The sequence below is a fragment of the Sphingobacterium sp. UBA1498 genome, assembly GCF_002325125.1.
Taxonomy (GTDB): Bacteria; Bacteroidota; Bacteroidia; order Sphingobacteriales; family Sphingobacteriaceae; genus Sphingobacterium.
Map to the genome: position 1 here is coordinate 34918 of NZ_DCRG01000023.1, position 21837 is coordinate 56754.

Annotated in this window: 11 protein-coding genes; 2 read left to right on the forward strand and 9 right to left on the reverse strand. The window is 40.1% G+C overall.

The window, feature by feature from the left end:
• Nucleotides 1–211 precede the first annotated feature (211 nt).
• The 5 genes from B3139_RS13425 to B3139_RS13445 all read right to left on the reverse strand — a co-directional run bounded on the left by B3139_RS13425 (nt 212) and on the right by B3139_RS13445 (nt 12464).
• On the reverse strand, nt 212–3673 hold the full coding sequence (locus tag B3139_RS13425) for a malectin domain-containing carbohydrate-binding protein (RefSeq protein ID WP_293883906.1): 3462 nt from the start codon (nt 3671–3673) through the stop codon (nt 212–214).
• Between the two features lie 47 nt (nt 3674–3720).
• A complete protein-coding gene (locus tag B3139_RS13430; protein ID WP_293883908.1) occupies nt 3721–6519 on the reverse strand; it encodes a glycoside hydrolase family 95 protein in 2799 nt (932 codons plus the stop codon).
• On the reverse strand, nt 6519–8105 hold the full coding sequence (locus tag B3139_RS13435; RefSeq protein ID WP_293883910.1) for a glycoside hydrolase family 28 protein: 1587 nt from the start codon (nt 8103–8105) through the stop codon (nt 6519–6521). Before B3139_RS13435 ends, B3139_RS13430 begins: the two co-directional genes overlap by 1 nt.
• 1 nt (nt 8106) lies before the next feature.
• Entirely contained in the window at nt 8107–9645 is a 1539-nt protein-coding gene (locus B3139_RS13440) for an MGH1-like glycoside hydrolase domain-containing protein (protein ID WP_293883912.1), read from the reverse strand.
• 107 nt (nt 9646–9752) lie between these two features.
• The gene (locus tag B3139_RS13445) at nt 9753–12464 is read right to left on the reverse strand and encodes an alpha-d-galacturonidase (protein WP_293883914.1); all 2712 of its coding nucleotides are present in this window, start codon (nt 12462–12464) and stop codon (nt 9753–9755) included.
• 165 nt (nt 12465–12629) lie between these two features.
• Between B3139_RS13445 and B3139_RS13450 the strand changes: the two genes are divergently transcribed.
• Together B3139_RS13450 and B3139_RS13455 are read left to right on the forward strand one after the other, a co-directional pair.
• Entirely contained in the window at nt 12630–13250 is a 621-nt protein-coding gene (locus B3139_RS13450) for a 3'-5' exonuclease (RefSeq protein WP_293883916.1), read from the forward strand.
• A 10-nt stretch (nt 13251–13260) separates the two neighbouring features.
• Nucleotides 13261–15174 carry a DUF294 nucleotidyltransferase-like domain-containing protein gene (locus B3139_RS13455; protein ID WP_293883918.1) on the forward strand — a complete coding sequence of 638 codons (1914 nt, stop codon included), beginning with the start codon at nt 13261–13263 and terminating at the stop codon, nt 15172–15174.
• A gap of 147 nt (nt 15175–15321) precedes the next feature.
• Here B3139_RS13455 and B3139_RS13460 read toward each other — a convergent pair whose 3' ends face one another.
• The 4 genes from B3139_RS13460 to B3139_RS13475 all read right to left on the reverse strand — a co-directional run bounded on the left by B3139_RS13460 (nt 15322) and on the right by B3139_RS13475 (nt 21833).
• Nucleotides 15322–17283: an alpha-L-arabinofuranosidase C-terminal domain-containing protein gene (locus B3139_RS13460; RefSeq protein WP_293883920.1), complete on the reverse strand. Its 1962-nt coding sequence runs from the start codon at nt 17281–17283 to the stop codon at nt 15322–15324.
• 51 nt (nt 17284–17334) lie between these two features.
• Nucleotides 17335–18876, reverse strand: coding sequence for an alpha-N-arabinofuranosidase (locus tag B3139_RS13465; RefSeq protein ID WP_293883922.1), 1542 nt, complete (start codon nt 18874–18876; stop codon nt 17335–17337).
• A gap of 12 nt (nt 18877–18888) precedes the next feature.
• A complete protein-coding gene (locus tag B3139_RS13470) occupies nt 18889–20037 on the reverse strand; it encodes an aldose epimerase family protein (protein WP_293883924.1) in 1149 nt (382 codons plus the stop codon).
• A 95-nt stretch (nt 20038–20132) separates the two neighbouring features.
• Nucleotides 20133–21833, reverse strand: coding sequence for a sodium:solute symporter family transporter (locus tag B3139_RS13475; RefSeq protein ID WP_293883926.1), 1701 nt, complete (start codon nt 21831–21833; stop codon nt 20133–20135).
• Nucleotides 21834–21837: the final 4 nt, after the last annotated feature.

The following is a 21837-nucleotide window of genomic DNA, read 5'->3' on the forward strand; positions in this document are numbered from 1 at the left end:
AAAAATAAAATTGTGAATAATGTAAAACGTTTCATAGGCATGAAATGGTTTATCCCTTTTTTGGTTATTAAATATTAAATTAAATAAAGCCCCTTAACTTTATTTCCGTTATAATTGCTCAAAATAAACGTCAAAACGACACAAAATTTCAAGTGCTCAATATAACTGAAAATTTCATCGGCAACCGTCATGTACTATCCTGACCTGCTTGCTATTTGACCTCTAGATTATCCACAACAACACCTTTAGAATCAAGACTATACAGCTTAATAAAATAGGTCCCAGCATTGATCATTGTCTTTGTATCAGTATTGATATAATTCCATTTTCCGGAACGCGTAGGTTCCAATGATACAAGAGTTTTAGGCACCAACACATGCTTATTTTTGTCTAAAATTTCATAGTAAGCACGACGAACTTCCTTAAATGGATTATGATACTTCACCAATAATGAATACACATCCGCTGCACCGACCTGAAACTCCCAAGCGATATAACTCTCACTAGCATTAAATACTAAACGTCTTTGGCCGGCAAACTCAATTTCGGAAACACCTTCCCGCCAAAGGGTTTGATAGGCTTTATAGTTTTTGACCTCCTTCAAGTCATACACTGGAAGAAGCCCACTTTGCTGCTGAAAGACCACAATATCTCCGCCGCGCTCAGTTTTCAGCAAAATTTCCTCGCCTACCTTTAGCACCCTACGGAATACGGCAAAATATTTTCCCGTATTCAATTGTACACTGTCTTTGGTCTCTTCAAAATTGTCCGGTTTCTCATTTCCTAGATAGAAAGCAGTGGTAGGTTCTTTAAAACGTAGATGATAGGTGCTATTGCTATCAAGCTCAAAATAATCTGAGCCAAACAAGGATGGTGGCAAGGAAAAAAACGATGTTACGCTAGGGCCATCCTTTTTCAATACACTGCCTATATCCAGCCAACTATGGAGTTTTATATTCTGACGCGCTAAATCTAGATTATAATGATCTTGACCGCTTGAATCTGAAACTATGGCAATACCCTTCTTTGAGGCAATAGCAATGGCGTGCATTACTGCTTGTCCAGCATAAACGCGTGGGAAATTGATAACAATCTTTCCGTCAGCAACCCTAACAGTATAGTTTTTTCTGACTACGCGCTGGAATCCCGCATTTTTATAAATATCAAACTTATGCTCAACAAGTTGGCCATTGATAGCAATATCGAAAACTCGATCGCCATTGCCTGACGAAAACTTACCATACCAAGGTTCGGCGAAATATAATTCAACTAAATATTCTCCATTAGGTACGTCAAATTGATAGCCCAACTTCTCAAGCCCATATCGGAAGCTCTGAAAAAGAGGCCAGTCTTTAGTTCCTTTAATTGGATCAAAAATAACGCGTTGACTGGCAAAATAAGTGTTCATCCCTTCAAAACTATCCGCCCAAGATTTACTGCCCCAGCCCAATTTCGACCGATACGGTTGGTCAGCTTTCCACTCTACCCCGTATTCATCTGTATAATTATCGCCACCGCAATTAACACGGTAGAGATAATGATATCCAAGATCTGGTTTTAGCATCTTGGATGAGCCTACGGAAAAGTCTCGAAAATGTGGACTTTCGGGAAAATTATGTAGTATAATGGTGTCACGGCTAACGATCTTTCCCCCTATTCGTCCCTCGGCGTACAATATATTATACCTCACCTCAACACCATTAAATTCAATATGCTTTCCAAAACCAGGATGTTGCTTTTTTCCAAGTGACAGGGATCCTAAATCATTGAAAAGTTCGACTTCCTCACAATTCGAAAAAATACGAATGTTGTCTTTCACTCCAGGGGCCAACCACCGATTTGGCCAAGAATGCATTGCGATATAAACCATTGGATGCTTCTTTTTACCATAATGCGACAGATACATGTAATAAGCATCCGTAGGCTCTCCCCAGGGGGTTAATAAACCTTTATAATTAACCGGGCCAATCCTGTCAATATCACGATTTCCTTCTCCCCCCTGAATACGCCCCGGATTATCATGTGAGTTCCAAAGCCATAAATAATGACCAATCGCTTTGGCTTTAACAGAATCTGCTAAACGAACTTTTGTTTGTAGTATATCGACAAAGCGCTCTTCGTTGTAGTTACTCTCGTTAGGAAGATAGGGTGGTTCGGCATGTAAGCCCAAGCTCCTCCAAGCGCCGTACTCCCCTACAAGCTGCTGCTTTTTAAGATCCTCTCCATAGGTGTTTTGATTTCCCCCGTAAGTGCCTGTCCAATTTTGCGGAACATCCCAATCGGTACCACTACCGCCATTACATGTAGTCACCAGTCGTTGTATAGATGCTGTAGGATCTAATTTCCGAATTAGTGCTGTACATTCCCATGCAAAATCTTCGGGTAGTGTACTCTCATTTTCAAGGCCCCACAAAATTACTGAAGGGCTATTTCTACGTTCTCGTACCCATTCTGTTAACAATTTTTTGAAATTTTCTCGAAATGCAGGTGTGTCAAACCAAATATGGGCAGCAAGCTGTGTCCACAATAAAATGCCATGACGATCCCATGCGTGTTGATAGCGCAGGTTATGGGGTTGATGTGCATCACGAAATGAATTGAATCCGAGCGTTCTAATTTGTCTAATCCGGGCATCAATCTCCTCTTTATCAAAGGCATGTGATTGCCCCAACTTATGTTCATACTCCGCAATGCCATTAATAAATATAGGCTTTCCATTAACCAAGAGACGTGGGTCGCCAGAGGGCTTTAAACCTTTTGACCAACGAACAGACCTAACTCCATAACGTGTTTCAACCTCATCGGTAATCTGTCCACCAATTTTGATCTGCATTTTTATGCGATATAGGTAGGGTGAATCCACAGACCATAATTGCGGATTGGCCAAAACCAGATCTTTCAGCCGAATTTCCTTTGTTGTGTTTACTTTTATCTGCTCTTTCGATGTAGATTGAAGAATTGATATCCCTTTCTGATCCAACACTTCGGTTACAATCTCCACATCTTTATTTCTCTGGCTTTTATTACTTATTTCGACGGCTTGATGCACAATAGCCTTTTTATGATCGGCAGTCTCATCGTTCCAATAATGCTCACCAAAAGGCGTAATAGAGACTTCATTTTTCATCAATAGGCTCACTGGCCTAAAAATTCCCATTGGCTGCGATCCTTCAGAAAATCCCCTTTCCGTCGAACAGCCCCCATCTACCCAGGGTAGATCCATAATATGTGCCGGATGGTCTGCTCGAACAGCTAAAAGATTGGGCGTACCATCCAATTTAATTGCATCAGTGACATCCAGTGTAAATGTGGTTCTTCCACCCGCATGGTATCCCACGCGCATACCATTTAACCAAACGGTCGCATAGGAGCCCACCCCTTCGAAGAATAAATAGAACCTATTTTTGTTCTTTTGCTGTTTGATCGAGAAATTTTTTCGATACCAAGAATAACCATGTAAATTGCCATGAAGCAATCTACGATAACCCTCGTAGCCATCCCAATTATGAGGAACATCCACTTTCCGCCAGTCCTTATCTGTCTTAAAAGACACATTGTGAAATCCATTGTATCTTGCGGAATCTTTCTGATGCATTATGGTTTCCCATCCAAAATCCAATGTGATCGTTTTACGGAGTTTTTGGGCATACGAAAATGATCCGCACAATAGCATACAAACGCAATAAAACAGTTTTCTGAACAACGTCAATCTAATCTTCATTATTTCTTTAACTTCAATTCTTTATCAAAGGCATAAGATTCGCCTTTCTTTGTTTTAATCTTTATTTCGTGACGACCATAACGCAAATGGAGTTCTTCTCCTGAAAGCGATTCAACGGCCACCCCTAATAACTGACCGTCTTTCCATTCCATATTGATCTGAAATGCGCCTCGCGCTTTGATTCCTTGGACTTTTCCTGTTCCGATTTCCGCCGGTAATGCCGGTAATAGCTCAATTCCATCCGTGTGGCTCTGGAGTAACATTTCTATAATTCCCGATGCCCCACCGAAATTCCCATCGATCTGAAACGGTGGATGGGCATCAAATAGGTTTGGATAAGAACCACCTCCATTATCCGCCGGCCGCAATAGCATTTTTACCATGTGATAAGCATGCTGAGCGTCTTTTAATCTCGCCCAAAAATTAATTTTCCATGCTAAGCTCCAACCTGTCCCTTCATCTCCCCGTAACACCAACGAGCGCTTTGCAGCTTCAACCAGCTGTGGTGTACCAATCAGATTGATTTCATTTCCCGGGAATAAACCCCACAAATGGGATACATGTCGATGTTTATTCTGCGGATCGTCCATATCTACCAACCACTCCTGCAGTTGTCCATATTGCCCGATTTGGTTAGGTGCAATCTGATTCCGCATGTTGCTAATCGAATCCCGTAAAAGATTATCGCTATCCAGTATCTTGGAGCTTTGGTTGAAAATATCAAATAAGGAGCGAATAATCTGATGATCCATAGTAGGCCCCTTGACCAACCCTCCATTCTCGGGGGAGTTTGAAGGTGAGCTGACCAACCATCCCGTTACTTTGTCCTTGACAAGAAAGTCCTTAAAAAATAAGGTAGCATCCTTAATAATTGAATAATATTCTTTTAAAAAGTGTAAATCTTGTGTGTAAAGATAATGTTCCCAAAGATGTCTCACCAACCAAGCTCCACCTGTTGGCCATATACCATGGTTGGAATTATTAATGGGAGCTGTACCCCGCCATAAATCCGTATTGTGATGTAAAACCCAACCCCGGGCAGCATAATATTCTTTGGCCGTTTCTGCACCCGCCACATGCAAATCTTGAATCATTTGGAATAAAGGATCCTGCAATTCAGAGAGATTTAAAACCTCGGTCGGCCAATAGTTCATCTCCAAATTTATGTTAGTCGTATATTTGCTCCCCCATGATGGTTCTAAAGATGAATTCCAAATGCCCTGAAGATTCATAGGTTGGCTACCTGTTCGAGAAGCTGCAATTTGGAGATATCGGGCGTATTGCACATAAAGCGCGAGCAGCCCAGGGTCATCCAACATTACTGCCCTTCTTAATCTTCTATCTGTTGGAATAGTATCGAGCTGGCTGCTATCGTAAAGTTCTATTGCAAAGCGACGGTACAAATTCTGGTAATCTTTTTGATGGATTTGATACAATTTATCAAAGTCCGACTTCCATAAATTTTTGGATCTATCCAATGCGACAGTAGCATACTGATCGTTCAGTTCTCGATAAGATTTAAAATTGGTTGATGCAGTTAGATAAATCTGGACCTCATCGGCTTGTTTAACAACAAGATCATTACCTTCATAAAATACCCGACCACCTTTCAATTTGAGCTTTACGAAGGCTGTTCCTCGCATCGAACCATTTTTGACCCATACCTCCATACCGATGGAGGAGTCCATCATGTGATCAAGTTTGGCACGCTGATGTTTGGTATTCAAGCGTAATCTAAAAGTGATTTTTCCCTTCTGATCTGCCTGTAATCTTAAGCCGATAAAATTGTTGGGATAACTTGCAAAATAAGTTCTTTTATAGTGAATTCCATGAGCATCATAATTGACACGAACTTCACCTTTATCCATATCGAGTATCCGGCTGTAGCGCTTTGCCTCTTTGTGATCGAATTGCAAATTTAACGTACCAAAAGGCTGATAAGATGCCTGATAACTTCCTATTTTGGGACTGTTTGGATCTTGAATATAGTATTTCCACTCTCCATTAAGCGAGATTAGTTTTCCGGTGGAACTTTTTAATCCTATTGACTGCTTTGTGTCCTTATAACCAGCTACACCTCCTTTTCCTTCTAAATTGATCACCTGAATTGCGATACTATTTCTCCCTTCTTTCAGTAGCCCTTTAGGTATTTGATAAAGTCTTCTGGTATCATCCCCCACCGACTGACCAACGAGCTTACCATTGATATACGTATAATCGATGGTCCTGATCTTATTTAAATCCAACGCCCAGACCTCTGACAGCTGATTTTTTGAAAGGTGAAATTCATAACGAAACCAAACGGCACCATCCAAACCCTCCAGTCCTAGACTCTCCCAACCCTCATAATGCGGAGCCCTTATAAGCGGCCATTTACTATCGTCAAAAACGAACTCAAAAGGCCCATGCTTTTGCTCGCGAATTTTCCCAATTTTTTCCAGCCAAGCATCAGGATCTTCTGATTCACTTTTAAGCCCCATAAATTCCCGCATCGCTAAAGATTCCGCACCTCTCTGTTGCCCTTGATCAAGCAACTCCCGTATGTTTTGAAGATACTTTGATGCGCCTTTTTTATTATAATTTCGTGGTCCATCCGTCCACAATGTCTCCTCATTAAACTGCAATTCTTCCTCCTCGACTCCCCCATAAACCATGGCTCCGAGTCGACCATTGCCAATAGGTAAAGCCTCCTCCCATTGTTTGGCAGGATGATCAAACCACACACGTGTTTGTGCAAAAGCGAAGCCCAAGGGCCATATCGAAAAAAAAGACAATAAAATATACAGATACAAACGCATTATTTAGCTTCCAAAGGGTTTACATTTGACGTTAACTGACCGTTTCTATAATTACCACGGAGTATTTGTTTTACACGAGCTAGATTATTACCGTGAACATAGATAGCTTCATTCGCTGATCCGACTAAATCCAAAAAGAGTGCTGTACCTAACAATGGAAAGCAACTCTGCACATTCACTGATTTACAATTTTCAAGCTCGATAAGCGATCTTTCAGCCACCGGTGTTGTGTTTTTTATATTCAATAGATTCAGTTCTTTACCGTTCTTGACGGATAATAGCGCACCCTGTGTGATCGCGACGTTTACATTACTCAATGTCAATCCATTCACATTGAGCGCTGAAAAACCTGTGGTTCCCTGCATGTTAATATCCGAAAACACGACATTTTCAATTGGCATTTCTGCTAAGCCTCGCATATAACCAATGCGATTTGTTGTACCAGATAAATTGTTGATAAAGATGTTCCTGAATTTAGGCGTACGTTCACTAACAGGCCCCGGTTCACTTTTAGCATATTCCATATCTAGTACAATAGCCTGATCTCGAATATCACGCATGACAATATTGGAGACTTGAATATTTTCTACAATCCCACCTCTACCTCTTGCGGTTTTTAAACGTATACCACGATCTGTTCCGTCGAAAATACAATTGGAAATAACAATATTTTTCACACCACCTGACATTTCACTCCCAATAACTACCCCACCATGTCCGCGAAGCATCGTACAGTTTGTAATGGTATAATTCTCTGCGGGGATATTGATTTTCCTTCCCGAACGATCCTTTCCAGATTTTATGGTAATGCAATCATCCCCTACACTAATGTGGCAATTGGCAATGCGAACATTGGAGCAAGATTCTGGATTGATACCATCTGTATTAGGCGAAGGAGGGTTATCTATTGTAACGCCTTCTACGGTAACGTTATCACAATATTGTGGATTAATTGTCCAAAACGGCGAATTTTGAATTTTAATATCTCTGATCTGTACATTTTTACAGTTTAAGAACTGTATAAAAGGCGGGCGTAAAAATCCTCTCTCAATCCATCCCGGAAGGTCCGGAGCCAAAACATCTTTATTGAGGCGTTTAAACTCTTTTTGCCATTTGCTATCTTCTGTCTGCTTCTTAACATCAACCTCTGAATAGCCCCACCATTTTTTACCGTGTCCGTCAATGAGCCCACGTCCTTGGATACTGATATTCTCTAGATTATTACCGTAAAATAATGGCGAAAAGTTTGTAACAACAGTTCCTTCCCAACGAGATTCAACCATAGGTAAATACTCATCAAAATTATCGCTAAAATGTAACTCCGCTCCAGCATCGATATAAATCGTAATATTACTTTTAAGATGAATGGGCCCGGTGACGTATTTTCCAGCTGGAAAATAAATCGTCCCCCCGCCTCTATTGGACGCTGTTGTAATAGCTTTTTTGATAGCCAATGTATTACTTCCCGTGCTGTCCTTCCGACCACCAAAATCCATGACGTTAAGCCAAGTTTGTGCCTGCAAACCCAACATGAATAAACAGAGTAATACAGTTATTATTCCATGACGATAGCTCTTTCTGATCATATTACTTTAAGTTAATCTTACAATTTTTTAAATCCTTTTGTTGCATTGACTTTACACCGTCCACATAGATGATCAGTCCCTTGCCTTTGTGATATTTCTCGCCAGTGACATCCCAGTAAATAGCAATGTTCTTATTGTGATACGTTAACTGGGTGAGTGAAAAGTAGTCCCATTGATCTTTCGAAATCAACGGTTTTATCTCAAGAATAGGATTAGTTTGTGGTTTTATTCCAATTAGATCCTGAATAATGATATCCGCAAATGTAGAATGGTTATAAAACTTACTTCTCGGATGATCTCCCTTCAACCATTCGCCAGTTTTCTCATCTTGATATTCACCGATGTAGGGTTTACCATTCATAACATGGGATTTGGCATATTTATGGATTTGCTCGTATAAATCGTTTGCGTCAACTGCTTTATTCCTTTTATAATCGCTTAAATAATTAGCCATCCCCCTGATGGTCTGTGAACTTGTAAAAGGCCAAATTGCACCATCCCATTCACAGCTATGTCCAGTTCCACGGGTTCGAAATGTCGGTTCACGCCGCTCAGCCGTTGTTGTTCCCCAAGGTGCATTAAATCCTGCGGTATCGGGTAGCTGCAGCCAAGCTTTTCCATAAGCTGTTCTATCCGGAGGTAAATGAAAGTACCATGGGATAAAACCGATTGCTTCCCGCGTGGGGTGTAGCTCCCCTTTTTCCATCTTTGTTTTAAAAAATTGATCTTCTTTGTCCCAAAGCGAATCCAATATCAATTGGCGTAAAGTCTGTGCATAGGAATTGTATTTTTTCTCTAATTTTGGATTAGACACCAATTTGGCAATTGTCGCAATCGCTACAGCGTTTCCATACATATAGCTATTGATTGACGGACGCATATTATGAACCTTACGTCCACCCGACACCGACTCTTCCATACCATCTTGAACGTCAAATTGCCAAAAGAGTCCATTTTTAGTCTTTCTTTCTTTTTCCCACTTTTTAAAATCCAAATCCAAATCCAATAGGCGGTCTTTTAGATATTGATTATCAGGATTAACTTTACAATAAGCTAGTAAGGCATCAGGTAGCCAAGAACTGAATTGATGAAACCTTGGCTTCGATTGATTCTTGTCTGCATGATAAAGCCAAAAGTCGATGTATTCTTTTAGAAATGCATTGTCACGAATCCACCTTCCTTCATACAAATGGTGTCCGAGCGCACAACTGATTGAATTGTATTTTCCAGCATGCTTCACTGGCTCAATAAATTCGGTCACCAAGGTGCCTTCCGGACTAGATTTGATATGTTTTCGGTAAGACCACCATCGAAAATAATAGGTTTGCTCGATTTCCTTATCCGGACAGTCAAATAAAGGAATATTAGCCATCATCCAGTCATAGGCATCCTTATTCGGAATATTATTGATTACTGCTTCGTTATCGTTTTTGTTAAACTCTTGAACATAGCTGTGAACTTTATCTTCTAATTTCTGCTGTGCCTTTACACATGATAGCGCACAGAAAAGAAGCGCAAGAATAGATTTTATAATTTTCATTCCTTATTTAATATCAAAAAAGTTGAAGTAGATGTATTGTGTTCTCGTAAAATACCCACTTCGTTTAAGTTGTTTATCCTGTACTATCCTGAAGGACATGGTTGTATTTACAATTTGGTTTCCCGATAATAGCCAAACAAGTCGTCTAGATCATCTCCTTGATTGTCCACGTCTGCATTATATGAATTAGAGAGTTGCTCATGATCCACTATACCCAAAATAAGCACCTCTCCTTTTGGAATCTTCAGCTCATTGACCCCTGGAGGAAAGGAATAGGTATGAATATCCACCATCGGCATGTATTGTATTCGTATAGCATTACGTATTCTTGCCTCTGCTTGACCAAAATCATTTGCACTTGCATCAATTTCCAGTATAGGTTTAGGCGCAAAAACTTTGTCATTACTATTAAAATAACCAATCAATATCTTCACTGCTTTATTATTCTTAAAGCGAAGATGTGTTCCCTGAAGCTTTTGCTTTTCGGTATTAATCTGTACCGCTTGCAGTCCTTCCAATTCGTTGGCCAGATGGGTAACAACTAACTCCTGATCTGCATACAATTTTGCGCCCTTTTTCAATGGAATAAGTTGCTGATCATCCAAAAACGTAATCTCTTCTGACTTTAATACCGCTTTGGCATGTGTATAGACATCCGAAATTGTAGCTAAAGAATCTATCGCATGTTTAAAATTATTCAACTCCGCTTCAAATACAGGAAGCATCTCTTTCCAGTGAATGAACGAAGCATCAGCTCCGCGCATGGGTATCTTACGTTGTTTAGTCTGCATGCTATTTGCATATAAATAGGCCTGATTTGTGATCTGCGTAAGTTTTCGATATTCCGTCACACTTTGCTCCAAATCTGGCAGCGCTTTCCGAAGCGCGCCAAGATCATGGGAATACTTGTATTGAAGCAGCTGAAGAGCTGCCTTAACCTTATAGCTATAATGATTGGCCAACAATTGATGAATCCGTATATCAGTAAGCCAGCGATTAAATTCTGCAACATTTTTCATTGGTTTTCCTAACTCCTTAATCAGCGCAGCTGCACGATCTCCATGTTTCACAATTTCTTCCGACACTTGCAGAGGTGTCTCCCCAACATGGCCTTCCTTGTGGTAATCTCTCTCGACATAATCAATAATCATTTCTCCTTCAGGAGCTTCAGATTCATAAAGAAGAGTAAACAGACCATAACGATAAGGATTTATCAATTGCGTCATCAGCATTCCGAGTGAAGACGTCTGTCTATTACCATCTGTAATACCAAATCGCCTAAGTATTTTAGGCGATATCTCACCAATTTCTTCGATAGCCAATAGTAAATTCAGTGCATCCTTCTCGGGAATACCATAATATCGGGAAAGTTCATTCGACCAATAAGATTGCTCTTGTGACAAATCTCGATTTTCATTCCAAGCATATCGTGACCATGCCTTGTACCACATCCAGTCGCGATCTACCTGAAGCAATCTATTATTTACCTTGTCTGCTGCATATGGCCAGTCCCAGTAAGATGCCTGGGGGTAGATATGAATACCGTTTGAATGATGAACTTCATGCATAGCTTTGACCGATCTCTGGATAAAATCAGGTGAGCCATATCTAAATGGTTCCAAGTTGGCTAAAATATGAACATTCTGAATATGGACTGTACCAATGGCACTTAAAGAGCGATGTAACTCGGCCCACTTCCCTCTTGGAGTATAGGTGGTCAGCGCCTCACCATTATATTTAGCCATAGTATAGAGGTTTTTATAAATTGGTAATGCAGCTTTCATAACAGCTGGTGCATCAGTGTCGTGGGCTCTTAAAATAATAGGTGGCTCGCCATTAGTACCTGATGCATGTAATCCGTCCTTTACTCCCGGAATGATGGTATTGGTAAACCAGTTAATATCATCTTGACCGACTCCCTCCATTGCCTCGCCCAACGTGATTAGTAATCCGACGTTTGGATACTTAGCCACAAAAGCAGCAATACTTTTGCGGGTGTAATCAGAAATTAGCGGTGTAATAGCACGATTGCGCTCTTGAGTTTTTAACCCATGACGATCGGCAAAAGGCTTCGGCAGGATGATGTTATAAAACATCTGGATAATCCAAATCCCCCTTTTATTAGCTTCTTTTGTCAAAAAAGTATAGATCTCCTCGTTTTTATCAAATGTTGTCTCATCTACTTCAAGCGCATAAGAATAATCTTTTAATTTCACCAATGAAGAAAAAGGGTGCCCATTCCATAAATACAAAGCATTGTACCTGTTTTCAACCATCATATCCAAATACTTCAACCACAATTTTTTATCATAAAACCATGGAAAAGATTCAGGTGTATAAGGATATTCGTAAATATCATGCCCCGGCAAATACGCAGTTTTTTGAAGGCCAATGCTTGTGCCACGCATAACCATTTTTGGTCCATCGGCCAAAAAGAATGGCCCAGCGTTCAGCCAATGCCTATCTGCCAGCAACGCCATACAGCCATACAAAACCCCCGATTCATCCGTACCGATCAAAGTGATCGGATCTGTTTTGCTCTTTCGAAATAGAACAAAATGTTCTTTTTCAATCAATTTACTCCTGATTGAGTCTGGTAAAGATTTTCTTTGTACTGCCGTACTTACCTCAATATCGAGATCGTCGGTAACACTTGATTTAATCAATTCTTTTTGTAACAGGTCAACTGCATATTGAAACCGTTCTTGATTTACAATTCCTTCCATCGTGTAACGAACGGTACTACTTTTATTTCCGGCATAAAGTTCAGCAAGTATTGAAAAGACAAAAAGAAACATGCATAATAGTCTTTTGCACATAATTGGTTATTTATAATTCACTAATAAATGTTAATTTTACATATAAAATTTCAAACATTAAAATTCGTATCTCGTTTTTTACAAAGGAGATGCTTTACAAATGCAGATTTCTCTATTATTAACTAGAATATTTTAGTATTTTAGAGCATACTCAACAATAATTCATTGAAAAAATATTTGCTATTTCTAGATACAGAAACGTCTGGCCTACCGAAAAAATGGAATAAAAGGTACACAGAAATCGATAATTGGCCACATGTACTGCAATTGGCCTGGATCATTTTTGACGAAGCCCAAAATGAGATCAAACGGAGCAATAAATATATCTACGAACCACTCATTCCGATCAGTCCGGCATCAGAGCAAATCCATGGGTTGACGCCCCCTTTCTTAAGGCAATATGGTGAGAAGAAAAAAGAAGTGTTGCGCAAGCTCAGTCATGACATCAAAAAATATAAACCTCAGATTGTTGGACATTTCCTTTCCTTTGATTTACAAGTATTATCTGCGGAATTCTACCGATCGAACCTTGCGCTTCCGTTTGGTGAAATAGATTATTTTTGTACACTTTTACATAGCAAAAGGTATGTTAGAAATCCAAATATGGTACATCTTCCACTGTCGCTGTTACATGAATCCCTATTCTTGTCTCCACCGGAACATTTACACGATGCAGAAAAGGACGCTGAGATAACAGCTAAATGTTATTTTGAAATGATTCAACGAAAGGATCTAACTCATCAAGATATCCTTAACCAGCAAATAGAATTTCATAACATCTTTTAATTTTTTCCTAATGAAAAATTCCGAGATTATCCTTTCTACACTAAAATCTACCCCTCCATTTCAGGCACTGCCCGAATCCCTGCAGCTCAGTATTGTTGATATATTCAATGAGTACCGCTTCTCCAAAGACACGCTTGTTTATCGACAAAGCATTACAGACATGGATGGGGTAGACTTAATCTATGAAGGTGAATATGAAACATTTTTCTTGGACGATTTAGACAACAAAAGATTAATAGAAATTCACCATAAACCCTATTGTTTTGGCGGAATATCCGTGCTTTTAAATAGAACAAAAGCATTAAAATCCGTAATTGCCAAAAAAGGTACAATTATCTATCGGTTACCTAGGAAAAACTTTATCGAGCTTTGTAACGCTAATGAAGAATTTTTTCATTTTTTCACTAATTCTTTTGGAAGAAGAATGTTGGATGAAGAATTTTCCCATTTTGTCAAATCTCCAGCTTCCTTTGAAGAAAGCTATTTTGCTGCAGATCAATTATATTCAAGAAAGATCGAACACATCACCTACAAAGATATTGTTGCTTGCTCCCCTCAAACGCCCATCTATGAAGTTGCGAAGACTATGGCGAATCAAAAGGTGAGCTGCCTGTTCATAAAAGATGATAACAGCATTATTGGTTATGTAACCGATATGACCTTGCGCGATAATGTAGTTGCTAAACAGGTGCCAGTCGACCACGAAATTATGGAAGTCATGGGCAACCCTATTGTTAGCATTTCAGATCAATCTTATCTTTATGAAGCAGTATTAAAAATGTTCCGGACAAAATCCAGATATCTGCTGGTTGAAAAAGAAGGTAACTACGTTGGATTTTTAAGCCGGAACAGATTATTAAGCGAACAGGGCCAATCTCCACTTGTTTTTATTCAATCTGTCAAGCTTGCAGAAACACTCAATGAATTGCGTGAAAAATGGAACAACGTTCCCGAGATTATCCATCAGTTGCTTGGCAGAGGCGTAAATGCTGAAATTGCCAATCAGGTAATCACAACCGTAGCAGACAGTATTGCACTAAAGGTCATCGAAAAAGTCATCGGAGAAATGGGCGAACCGCCTGCTAAATTTGTATTTATGGTGACTGGCAGTGAAGGGAGAAAAGAGCAAACATTAATGACGGATCAGGATAATGCCATTATCTATGAAGATAAGGCAAACGAACAGCGTGAACTCGTCCGAGAATATTTTTTAAATTTTGCTACCCGGGTGTCAGATCATCTAAATACAATAGGTTTTAGCTACTGTACGGGCGGATATATGGCCAGCAATCCCGAGTGGACACACTCCCTATCCCATTGGAAAAACAACTACAAAAAATGGATTGAAGAAAGTATTCCTGAAAACGCGATTAAGTTTTCAACTTTTTTCGACTGCAGACGCTTGTATGGCGATCAAGGCATTATTAATCAGCTTAAAGAATTTCTCAATATTGAATTACAGCGGCCAAATGATCGCTTTTTTACCTTTATAGCAAAAAATGCCCTTCAATATGAGCCACCGCTAACATTTTTTAAAGCGATAAAAACCCAAACTATAGGATCATCCGAAGTATTCAATATAAAAAAAGCAATGACGCCTATTGTTGACTTGGTCCGCGTATACGCGCTCAAAAACCGAATTTATGAAGAAAACACTGGTGGTAGGCTCAAACAGCTATTAGAATTAGGAATATTCACACAAGAACAATATGAAGAATTACATCAATCCTATTATTATCTGATGTCGATTCGTCTGAAAAATCAAGCAAATCAGATTAGAATAGCCAAACTGAGTCCAAACAATTATGTACCGATGGACAGCCTGACAAATATTGAAAAAGCAACCATCAAAGAGATATTTAAAACGATCACTAACTTTCAGTTGGGAATCAAAGTAAAATTTACCAGCAACCTCTTCGGTTAACAGGTCGAATTAACACCAAATTGTTAAAAATCTCTTTCCGAAAGTTCAATTTTATATCCCTATGTCCATAAGGAAAACAAGGAAGCCATCAGTAAACTGATGGCTTCCTTAACGCATATTCAACTTATTTCTAGATGGTTTTGCTGCCTATTTCGTAGGCAGTCTAATCAGCGTAAAGGAGTATGGTGCAAAAGTTTGAACAAGTTTTTTCCCATTATAAACAACAGTACTTTCCTTTGGACGAATATTTAATGGTTCTTCCAAACTATTACTGACATTTAGGTCGGGATTCGCCAGCGTAACAAGCTGTGCCGTGGCCGTTAGCTTCTTCTTGGAAACTACATCAAGATTAACTTTTTTCGGCTGACTATTGTAATTGACAACTTTCACAATCAATTCCTTTGAAGACTCGTCATAAACTGCAGATGCATACAAACTATCTTTACCCGAAACGGATTCACCATCACGCATAATCGGAATAATAGCTGTGCCCCTGTTGGTTGCATACAACTTTTGAACCTGGTAGCTAGGTGTACCATATACCTGCAGATTATCAACCCAAATTAGATCCGGAGACCATTGCCACCCATCAACATGACCAAACAATGGCGCATAAGATGCCATTTCAACCACATCACCATTTCGTTCAAGACCAGTCATGAATGCAGCTTCAGAAAGAGCTGCCTCCCACGTACTTTTTCCAGGACCATTTGGTCGTGTCGTATGTGAAGCGTATTCACCCGCAAAAATCTTTGCGCCGTTTCGGTTGTAATTGTCATAACGGCTCGCACTTGAAAGAAACCAGGATGGTGGGCGATAATAATGTTCATCGATGATATCGATATTCATGGCACGCAACTTATCATCTAAGAAATCAAAGCGATCCCCCTCTGGATCAGTACCTGAACTCGCTATAATTTTGATCTCTGGATGCTTTTCGTTCAATGCCTTCTTAAAGATGGCCAGACGTTCAATATATTGAGGACCCCAATTTTCATTGCCTACGCCTAACATTTTGAGATGAAATGGCTCAGGGTGCCCCATTTCTGCACGCAATTTACCCCATTTTGTAGCAGTAGATCCGTTGGCAAATTCAATCAGATCCAAGGCATCCTGAACATACTCATCTAACTCATCTAATGGTACAACTTCGCCTGTATTAAACTGACACGCCATCCCACAATTAAGGATAGGCACCGCAGTGGCGCCGATATCTTCTGCCAATAAAAAATATTCGAAGAAACCTAAGCCAAAAGTTTGGAAATAATCTGGCGTTAAACGATGTTTAAATTCAGTATTCCAACGGTTAATAATCAGTTCTCGTTCACTAATTGGACCAACCGTTTTTTTCCATTGAAATCGATTGGCCAAATCTCTACCTTCCACAATACAACCTCCCGGAAACCGGATAAAACCAGGTTTCATATCCGCAAGCATTTGAACCATGTCTTTGCGTAATCCCTTTCGTCTCCCTTTCCAAGTGTCGACGGGAAACAAAGACAACATATCGACGTCTAAAGTGCCCTCACCTGTAAACCAAACATTTAATTTAGCCTTTTCTGTTGTTTGGTCAACAGGAAATTTAACCGCAGCTTCCGACCACGATGCGACGGGATCAAGAGGAAGTTCAGCGGCCCCGATTACCTTATTTTGAGGATCAAGCAGTTCAACGTGGATTGTCATTCCTTTCGCAGTACTTTGGTACTGTAAAGAAAACTCATATGCTCCTCCCGCTTTTACCCCCATTCCCCTAAAGCCTTCATTTTGCAATCCTAATTTTAGATTGCCCGCATTATTTAATCTTAAATAACGTTTATTACCCTTCCGCTTACTGTCATTCACCAGCAAATAAGTCCCCTCAACACCATTTTCGAGCTTCTTCCAGCCCATCCAAGGTTCATCAAATTCAAAGGATCTATTCTTCACCAATTCAGCATAGATTCCCCCATCAGCGCCCAAGTTAATGTCTTCAAAAAACACGCCCCACATATGTGGCGATATTTTCCCCGAGGGCTTATCTAACTGAATATTTAATGCTATTGGTGACTGCGCCGCAGCTGAAAAGCCTAAACCCGCTAGCGCTACCATCAACGATACAACTTTCTTCATCTATATAATTATTTGATCATTAATGTTTAATTAATGAGTTTTAAAACTATCTTAGGTTAATTCCAATACGATTACTGAAAAAGCAGGAATATCTACTTCAACGGTACCATTAACAACCTTCGCCTTATTGTACACGGCAGGTGTAATCGTTGTCGGTTTGTCGAACGAATTAAAATCGCGCAGATGCTCAGCGGTAAGTATTCTACCAGTTACTTTTCCGGCTTTCAACGAGCCCAAATCCACCTGCACCTTATTTTTCTTTTTTGGGTCAATATTCACAAGGGAAATATGTGTACGGCCTTGTTTGTCCTCTGAGGCTGAAACCGAAACCGCAGGGATTTTCTCTTGATTAAATTCAAAATCAGTCGATTGCAGCGATATAGGAATTAACTTAGCGTCCTGATGTACCTTATACATTTCCATGACATGGTACGTAGGCGTCAAAATCATATTCTTCCCTTCCGTAAGAATAACCGCTTGTAATACATTTACTGCCTGGGCTAAATTGGCCATCTTAACCCGACGAGCATGATTATTAAAGATATTCAATGTCATACCAGCAATCATAGCATCACGCATGGTGTTCTGTTGGTAGAGAAAGCCAGGGTTCGTCCCTGGTTCGACCTCATACCAGCCCCCCCACTCGTCTACGATTAGATCTATCAGTCCTTTTGGATCGTATTTGTCCATGATGGCAATATTCTTCTCCACTAGTTCATTCATAAACCAAGCTGATTTCATGGTCTTGAAATACTCCTCTTCCGAATATTTCGTTGCAGAGCCTTTCTTATCCCAGTTGATGACCGCATAGTGATGTAATCCCATACCTTTCATCAAACCACTTGGAATTTTCTTCATGAGTGTTTCGGTCCAATTGTAATCTGCACTATTGGCTCCAGAAGCAATTCGATATAGACCACTCCCATTCGTCCAATCCGACATGAAAGTCGCGTATTTGCGGTAGATATCAGTATAATAATCGGCAGTCATATTTCCACCACAGCCCCAAGCTTCATTTCCTACACCCCAAAATTTAACCTTCCAAGGTTCCTGCCGTCCATTTTTACGTCTCCAATCTGACATGGGGCTTTCTCCTTTAAAGTTTACATATTGAACCCAATCAGCAAGCTCCTGCACCTCACCACTACCAACATTACCAGCTAGATAAGGTTCTGCCCCAAGCAATTCACACATATTTAGAAAATCATGCGTTCCGAATGAATTATCCTCTGTCACGCCACCCCACCAGTTATTAACCATAGCAGGACGTTGGGCTTTGGGGCCAACTCCATCCTTCCAATGATACGTATCGGCAAAACATCCACCGGGCCAACGTAGATTGGGGATGTTCAAATTTTTGAGGGCTTCGATAACATCTTTCCGAACGCCATCAGCATGGGGAATCGAGTCATTTTTTTCACCAACATAAAATCCATCATAAATGCAGCGGCCCAAATGTTCAGCAAAATGACCATATATATGTCGACTTATAATCTGCTCTTGCTGCGGAGTTTGCAATTTGACACTACTCTGTCCATGGAGTAGCCCATTGACCAGCGCGAATACAACGCCTAATGTAAATCTTAGCTTCATCCTATATTGACTTTACTCTTTCACGATAAATTTATAAGTCGTTTTGGAGCTATATTGCTCTCCAGGCTTTAATACTGTCGATGCAAAATTGGGATGATTCGGTGCATCTGGAAAATGTTGCGTTTCCAAACAGAATGCCGAACGGAATGGATAGACTTTTCCTGCTTTCCCTTTAGGGTCTGTATCCTTCATAAAATTGCCACTGTAAAACTGCAAACCAGGTTCGGTCGTATAGACTTCCATTGCAATACCAGTCTTGCTTGTATACACCTGAGCAACCTTTTGGAAACCATCTTTCTTATCAAGTTCAAAATTATGATCATAGCCCTTTCCGATCTTTAGCTGCGCATTTTCATCCTCAATCCGAGCACCAATACGTGCCGGCTTCTTAAAATCGAATGCTGTACCCGCTACCGGCAAACTCTTTCCTGTTGGAATTAAGCTGTCGTCAACTTCTGTAATCGTCTTTGCATCAATCTGAAGTTCGTGATCCAAAATCGAAGAATCACCGGCCCCATTAAGATTAAAGTAAGCGTGGTTGGTAAGGTTCAATACGGTCTCCTTATCCGTTGTTGCTTGATAGTCTATAGCCAACCCATTGTCGTCCAAGGTGTAAGTTACCTCCATCTTGACTGTCCCCGGATAACCAGCTTCTTTATCGGGTGAAGTATAGGCCAATGTAATGGATGTTTCCGTGCTACTAACGACATCCCACACTTTATTATACACACCATTTGTACCACCATGAAGGGAATTTTCGCCATCATTCTTTTCCAGAGAGTACACCTCTCCATTCAGCTTAAACGAAGCTTTACCAATCCGATTACCATACCGTCCTACAATAGCCCCATAAAAATTATTATAGTTTTCCTTGTATTCATTAGCTGAATCGTAACCCAAAATCACATCTGTCATTTGACCATCCTTATTAGGAACATTTAAACTCACCAAGCGTGCACCATAATTTGTCAAGGTAATGGCAAGTTTGTCATTCTTAAGCTGGAATAGTTTAACCTCTTTACCATCAATCTGGCTGTCAAAAGCCTGGTTGGAAGAAGAATCAGCCAATGTCGATGCTGGCTTATTTTGAGTTGACGGGGACTGACAGCCATAAGCTAATGAAGCACAGGTCAACAAACCAATAATAATTTTCTTATTCATCTGCAATTAAGTTTTGTTCCATCGTTTTGATGGAGGCTTCCTAATTTCAATTAGGAATGGTTCATAATCATTTATTTAATCAAACAGCGTTAATGCTACCAAAAACGCACATAAATAGCAGTGACCAATAATAAAGTCACGACAATTAATGCCAATACGGATGGTTCTACTTTGAACATCGATCGATCCAAGACGAAAGCTTTTGGATTAACCTTCGGTCCGAATAAGCTAACGGCAATCATAGCGATCATAGTAAATACAAAAGCTAACCCCATACAGATCTGGAACGGAATTTCATATACACCAGCTTTATTCAGATACGCAGTATAGATCCATGTCTCTGGTCCAAAAACTTTCGTTGCAAACTCGTTGAAGAATATAGACAACGCAAATCCAGTGATCAGTCCAGTGATAGCCGCCGCTCCGGTGGTTCTTTTCCAAAACATACCCAACAAAAACATCGCAAAAACCCCAGGACTAATAAAACCGGTATATTTTTGAATGAATGTAAATCCTCCGGCCCCGCCGATGCCCAGCGCATCATTCCACGTAAACAGCACAGAAAGTAAAATAGAGATAACGATCGTTATCTTTCCTACCCAGACCATTTTAGCTTCACTCGCATCTTTATTGATATATTTTTTAAAAATATCCAATGTGAAGATTGTTGCGATACTATTTGCTTTTCCTGCTAATCCAGCAACAATAGCAGCTGTTAAGGCAGCTAATGCAAGTCCTTTCATACCATTTGGCAAATAGCCCAAAATTGCTGAATATGCATTATCGGCATGAAACACGCCCCCAGGGGCCATTTCTTGTTGTAATGCCCCATTTTTATAGAGCACATAAGCAGCTATGCCTGGAAGCATGACAATAATTGGCATAAACAATTTTAGAAATCCCGCAAAGAGAATTCCGGTTCGCGCAGTCTTCAAATCAGCACCCAAAGCGCGTTGGGTGATATATTGATTGCAACCCCAGTAATTTAAATTGACTATCCAGATTCCCGCAAGGTACATCCCTATTCCAGGTAACATCAGATATTTATTAATATCTTCCTGACTGGCGCCTGGTCCGGGTTTATCAACAAAAAGGTTGAAATGCTCCGGAGAGTCTTCCATCAGTTTATTAAATCCAGCTAACGCATCTTTTCCTAAACCAAAATGTTCGCTGACTAAAGTCAACGCTACATAGGTCGTAGCTATACCACCAATAATCAACACAACAACCTGAATAACATCCGTAAAACCAATAACACGCATTCCACCTAGGGTAATAATCACCGCAAATACAGCTAAAGCGACTGTTATCGTATGAAAGCTATCTCCGCCACCGGCCATACTCGAAATGGCAATTGCCCCTAAATACAAAATCGATGTCAGGTTGACAAAAACATATAAAAACAACCAGAAAATTGCCATGATAAGACTTGTCGTTTCATTGTATCGATTATTCAAAAACTGGGGCATGGTGAAAATCTTATTTTTCAAATAGACCGGTATAAACCAAACCGCCACAATAATTAGCGCTACCGCCGCAATAAGCTCATATGCCGCCACAGCAATACCAACCTCAAAGCCGTTACCGCTCATCCCGATAAATTGTTCAGCCGAGATGTTTGACGCAATCAATGAAGAGCCTATGGCCCACCAGGTAAGTGATCCTTCCGCCAAAAAGTAGTCCTTGCTACTGCTCAAACTATTGGTCTTTTTACGATAAATCCAGTAGCCATAGCCAGCTACGATAAAGAAGTAAATTACAAAGATGATGTAATCTACCGTTGCAAATTTTTCCATATTT

Excerpts from the sequence above, each read along its gene's own strand:
- B3139_RS13430 (WP_293883908.1), bottom strand. The coding sequence starts at position 6,519 with ATGCGTTTGTATCTGTATATTTTATTGTCTTTTTTTTCGATATGGCCC.
- B3139_RS13440 (WP_293883912.1), bottom strand. The coding sequence starts at position 9,645 with ATGAAAATTATAAAATCTATTCTTGCGCTTCTTTTCTGTGCGCTATCA.
- B3139_RS13435 (WP_293883910.1), bottom strand. The coding sequence starts at position 8,105 with ATGATCAGAAAGAGCTATCGTCATGGAATAATAACTGTATTACTCTGT.
- B3139_RS13475 (WP_293883926.1), bottom strand. The coding sequence starts at position 21,833 with ATGGAAAAATTTGCAACGGTAGATTACATCATCTTTGTAATTTACTTC.
- B3139_RS13465 (WP_293883922.1), bottom strand. The coding sequence starts at position 18,876 with ATGAAGCTAAGATTTACATTAGGCGTTGTATTCGCGCTGGTCAATGGG.
- B3139_RS13470 (WP_293883924.1), bottom strand. The coding sequence starts at position 20,037 with ATGAATAAGAAAATTATTATTGGTTTGTTGACCTGTGCTTCATTAGCT.
- B3139_RS13460 (WP_293883920.1), bottom strand. The coding sequence starts at position 17,283 with ATGAAGAAAGTTGTATCGTTGATGGTAGCGCTAGCGGGTTTAGGCTTT.
- B3139_RS13445 (WP_293883914.1), bottom strand. The coding sequence starts at position 12,464 with ATGTGCAAAAGACTATTATGCATGTTTCTTTTTGTCTTTTCAATACTT.
- B3139_RS13455 (WP_293883918.1), top strand. The coding sequence starts at position 13,261 with ATGAAAAATTCCGAGATTATCCTTTCTACACTAAAATCTACCCCTCCA.
- B3139_RS13425 (WP_293883906.1), bottom strand. The coding sequence starts at position 3,673 with ATGCTATTGTGCGGATCATTTTCGTATGCCCAAAAACTCCGTAAAACG.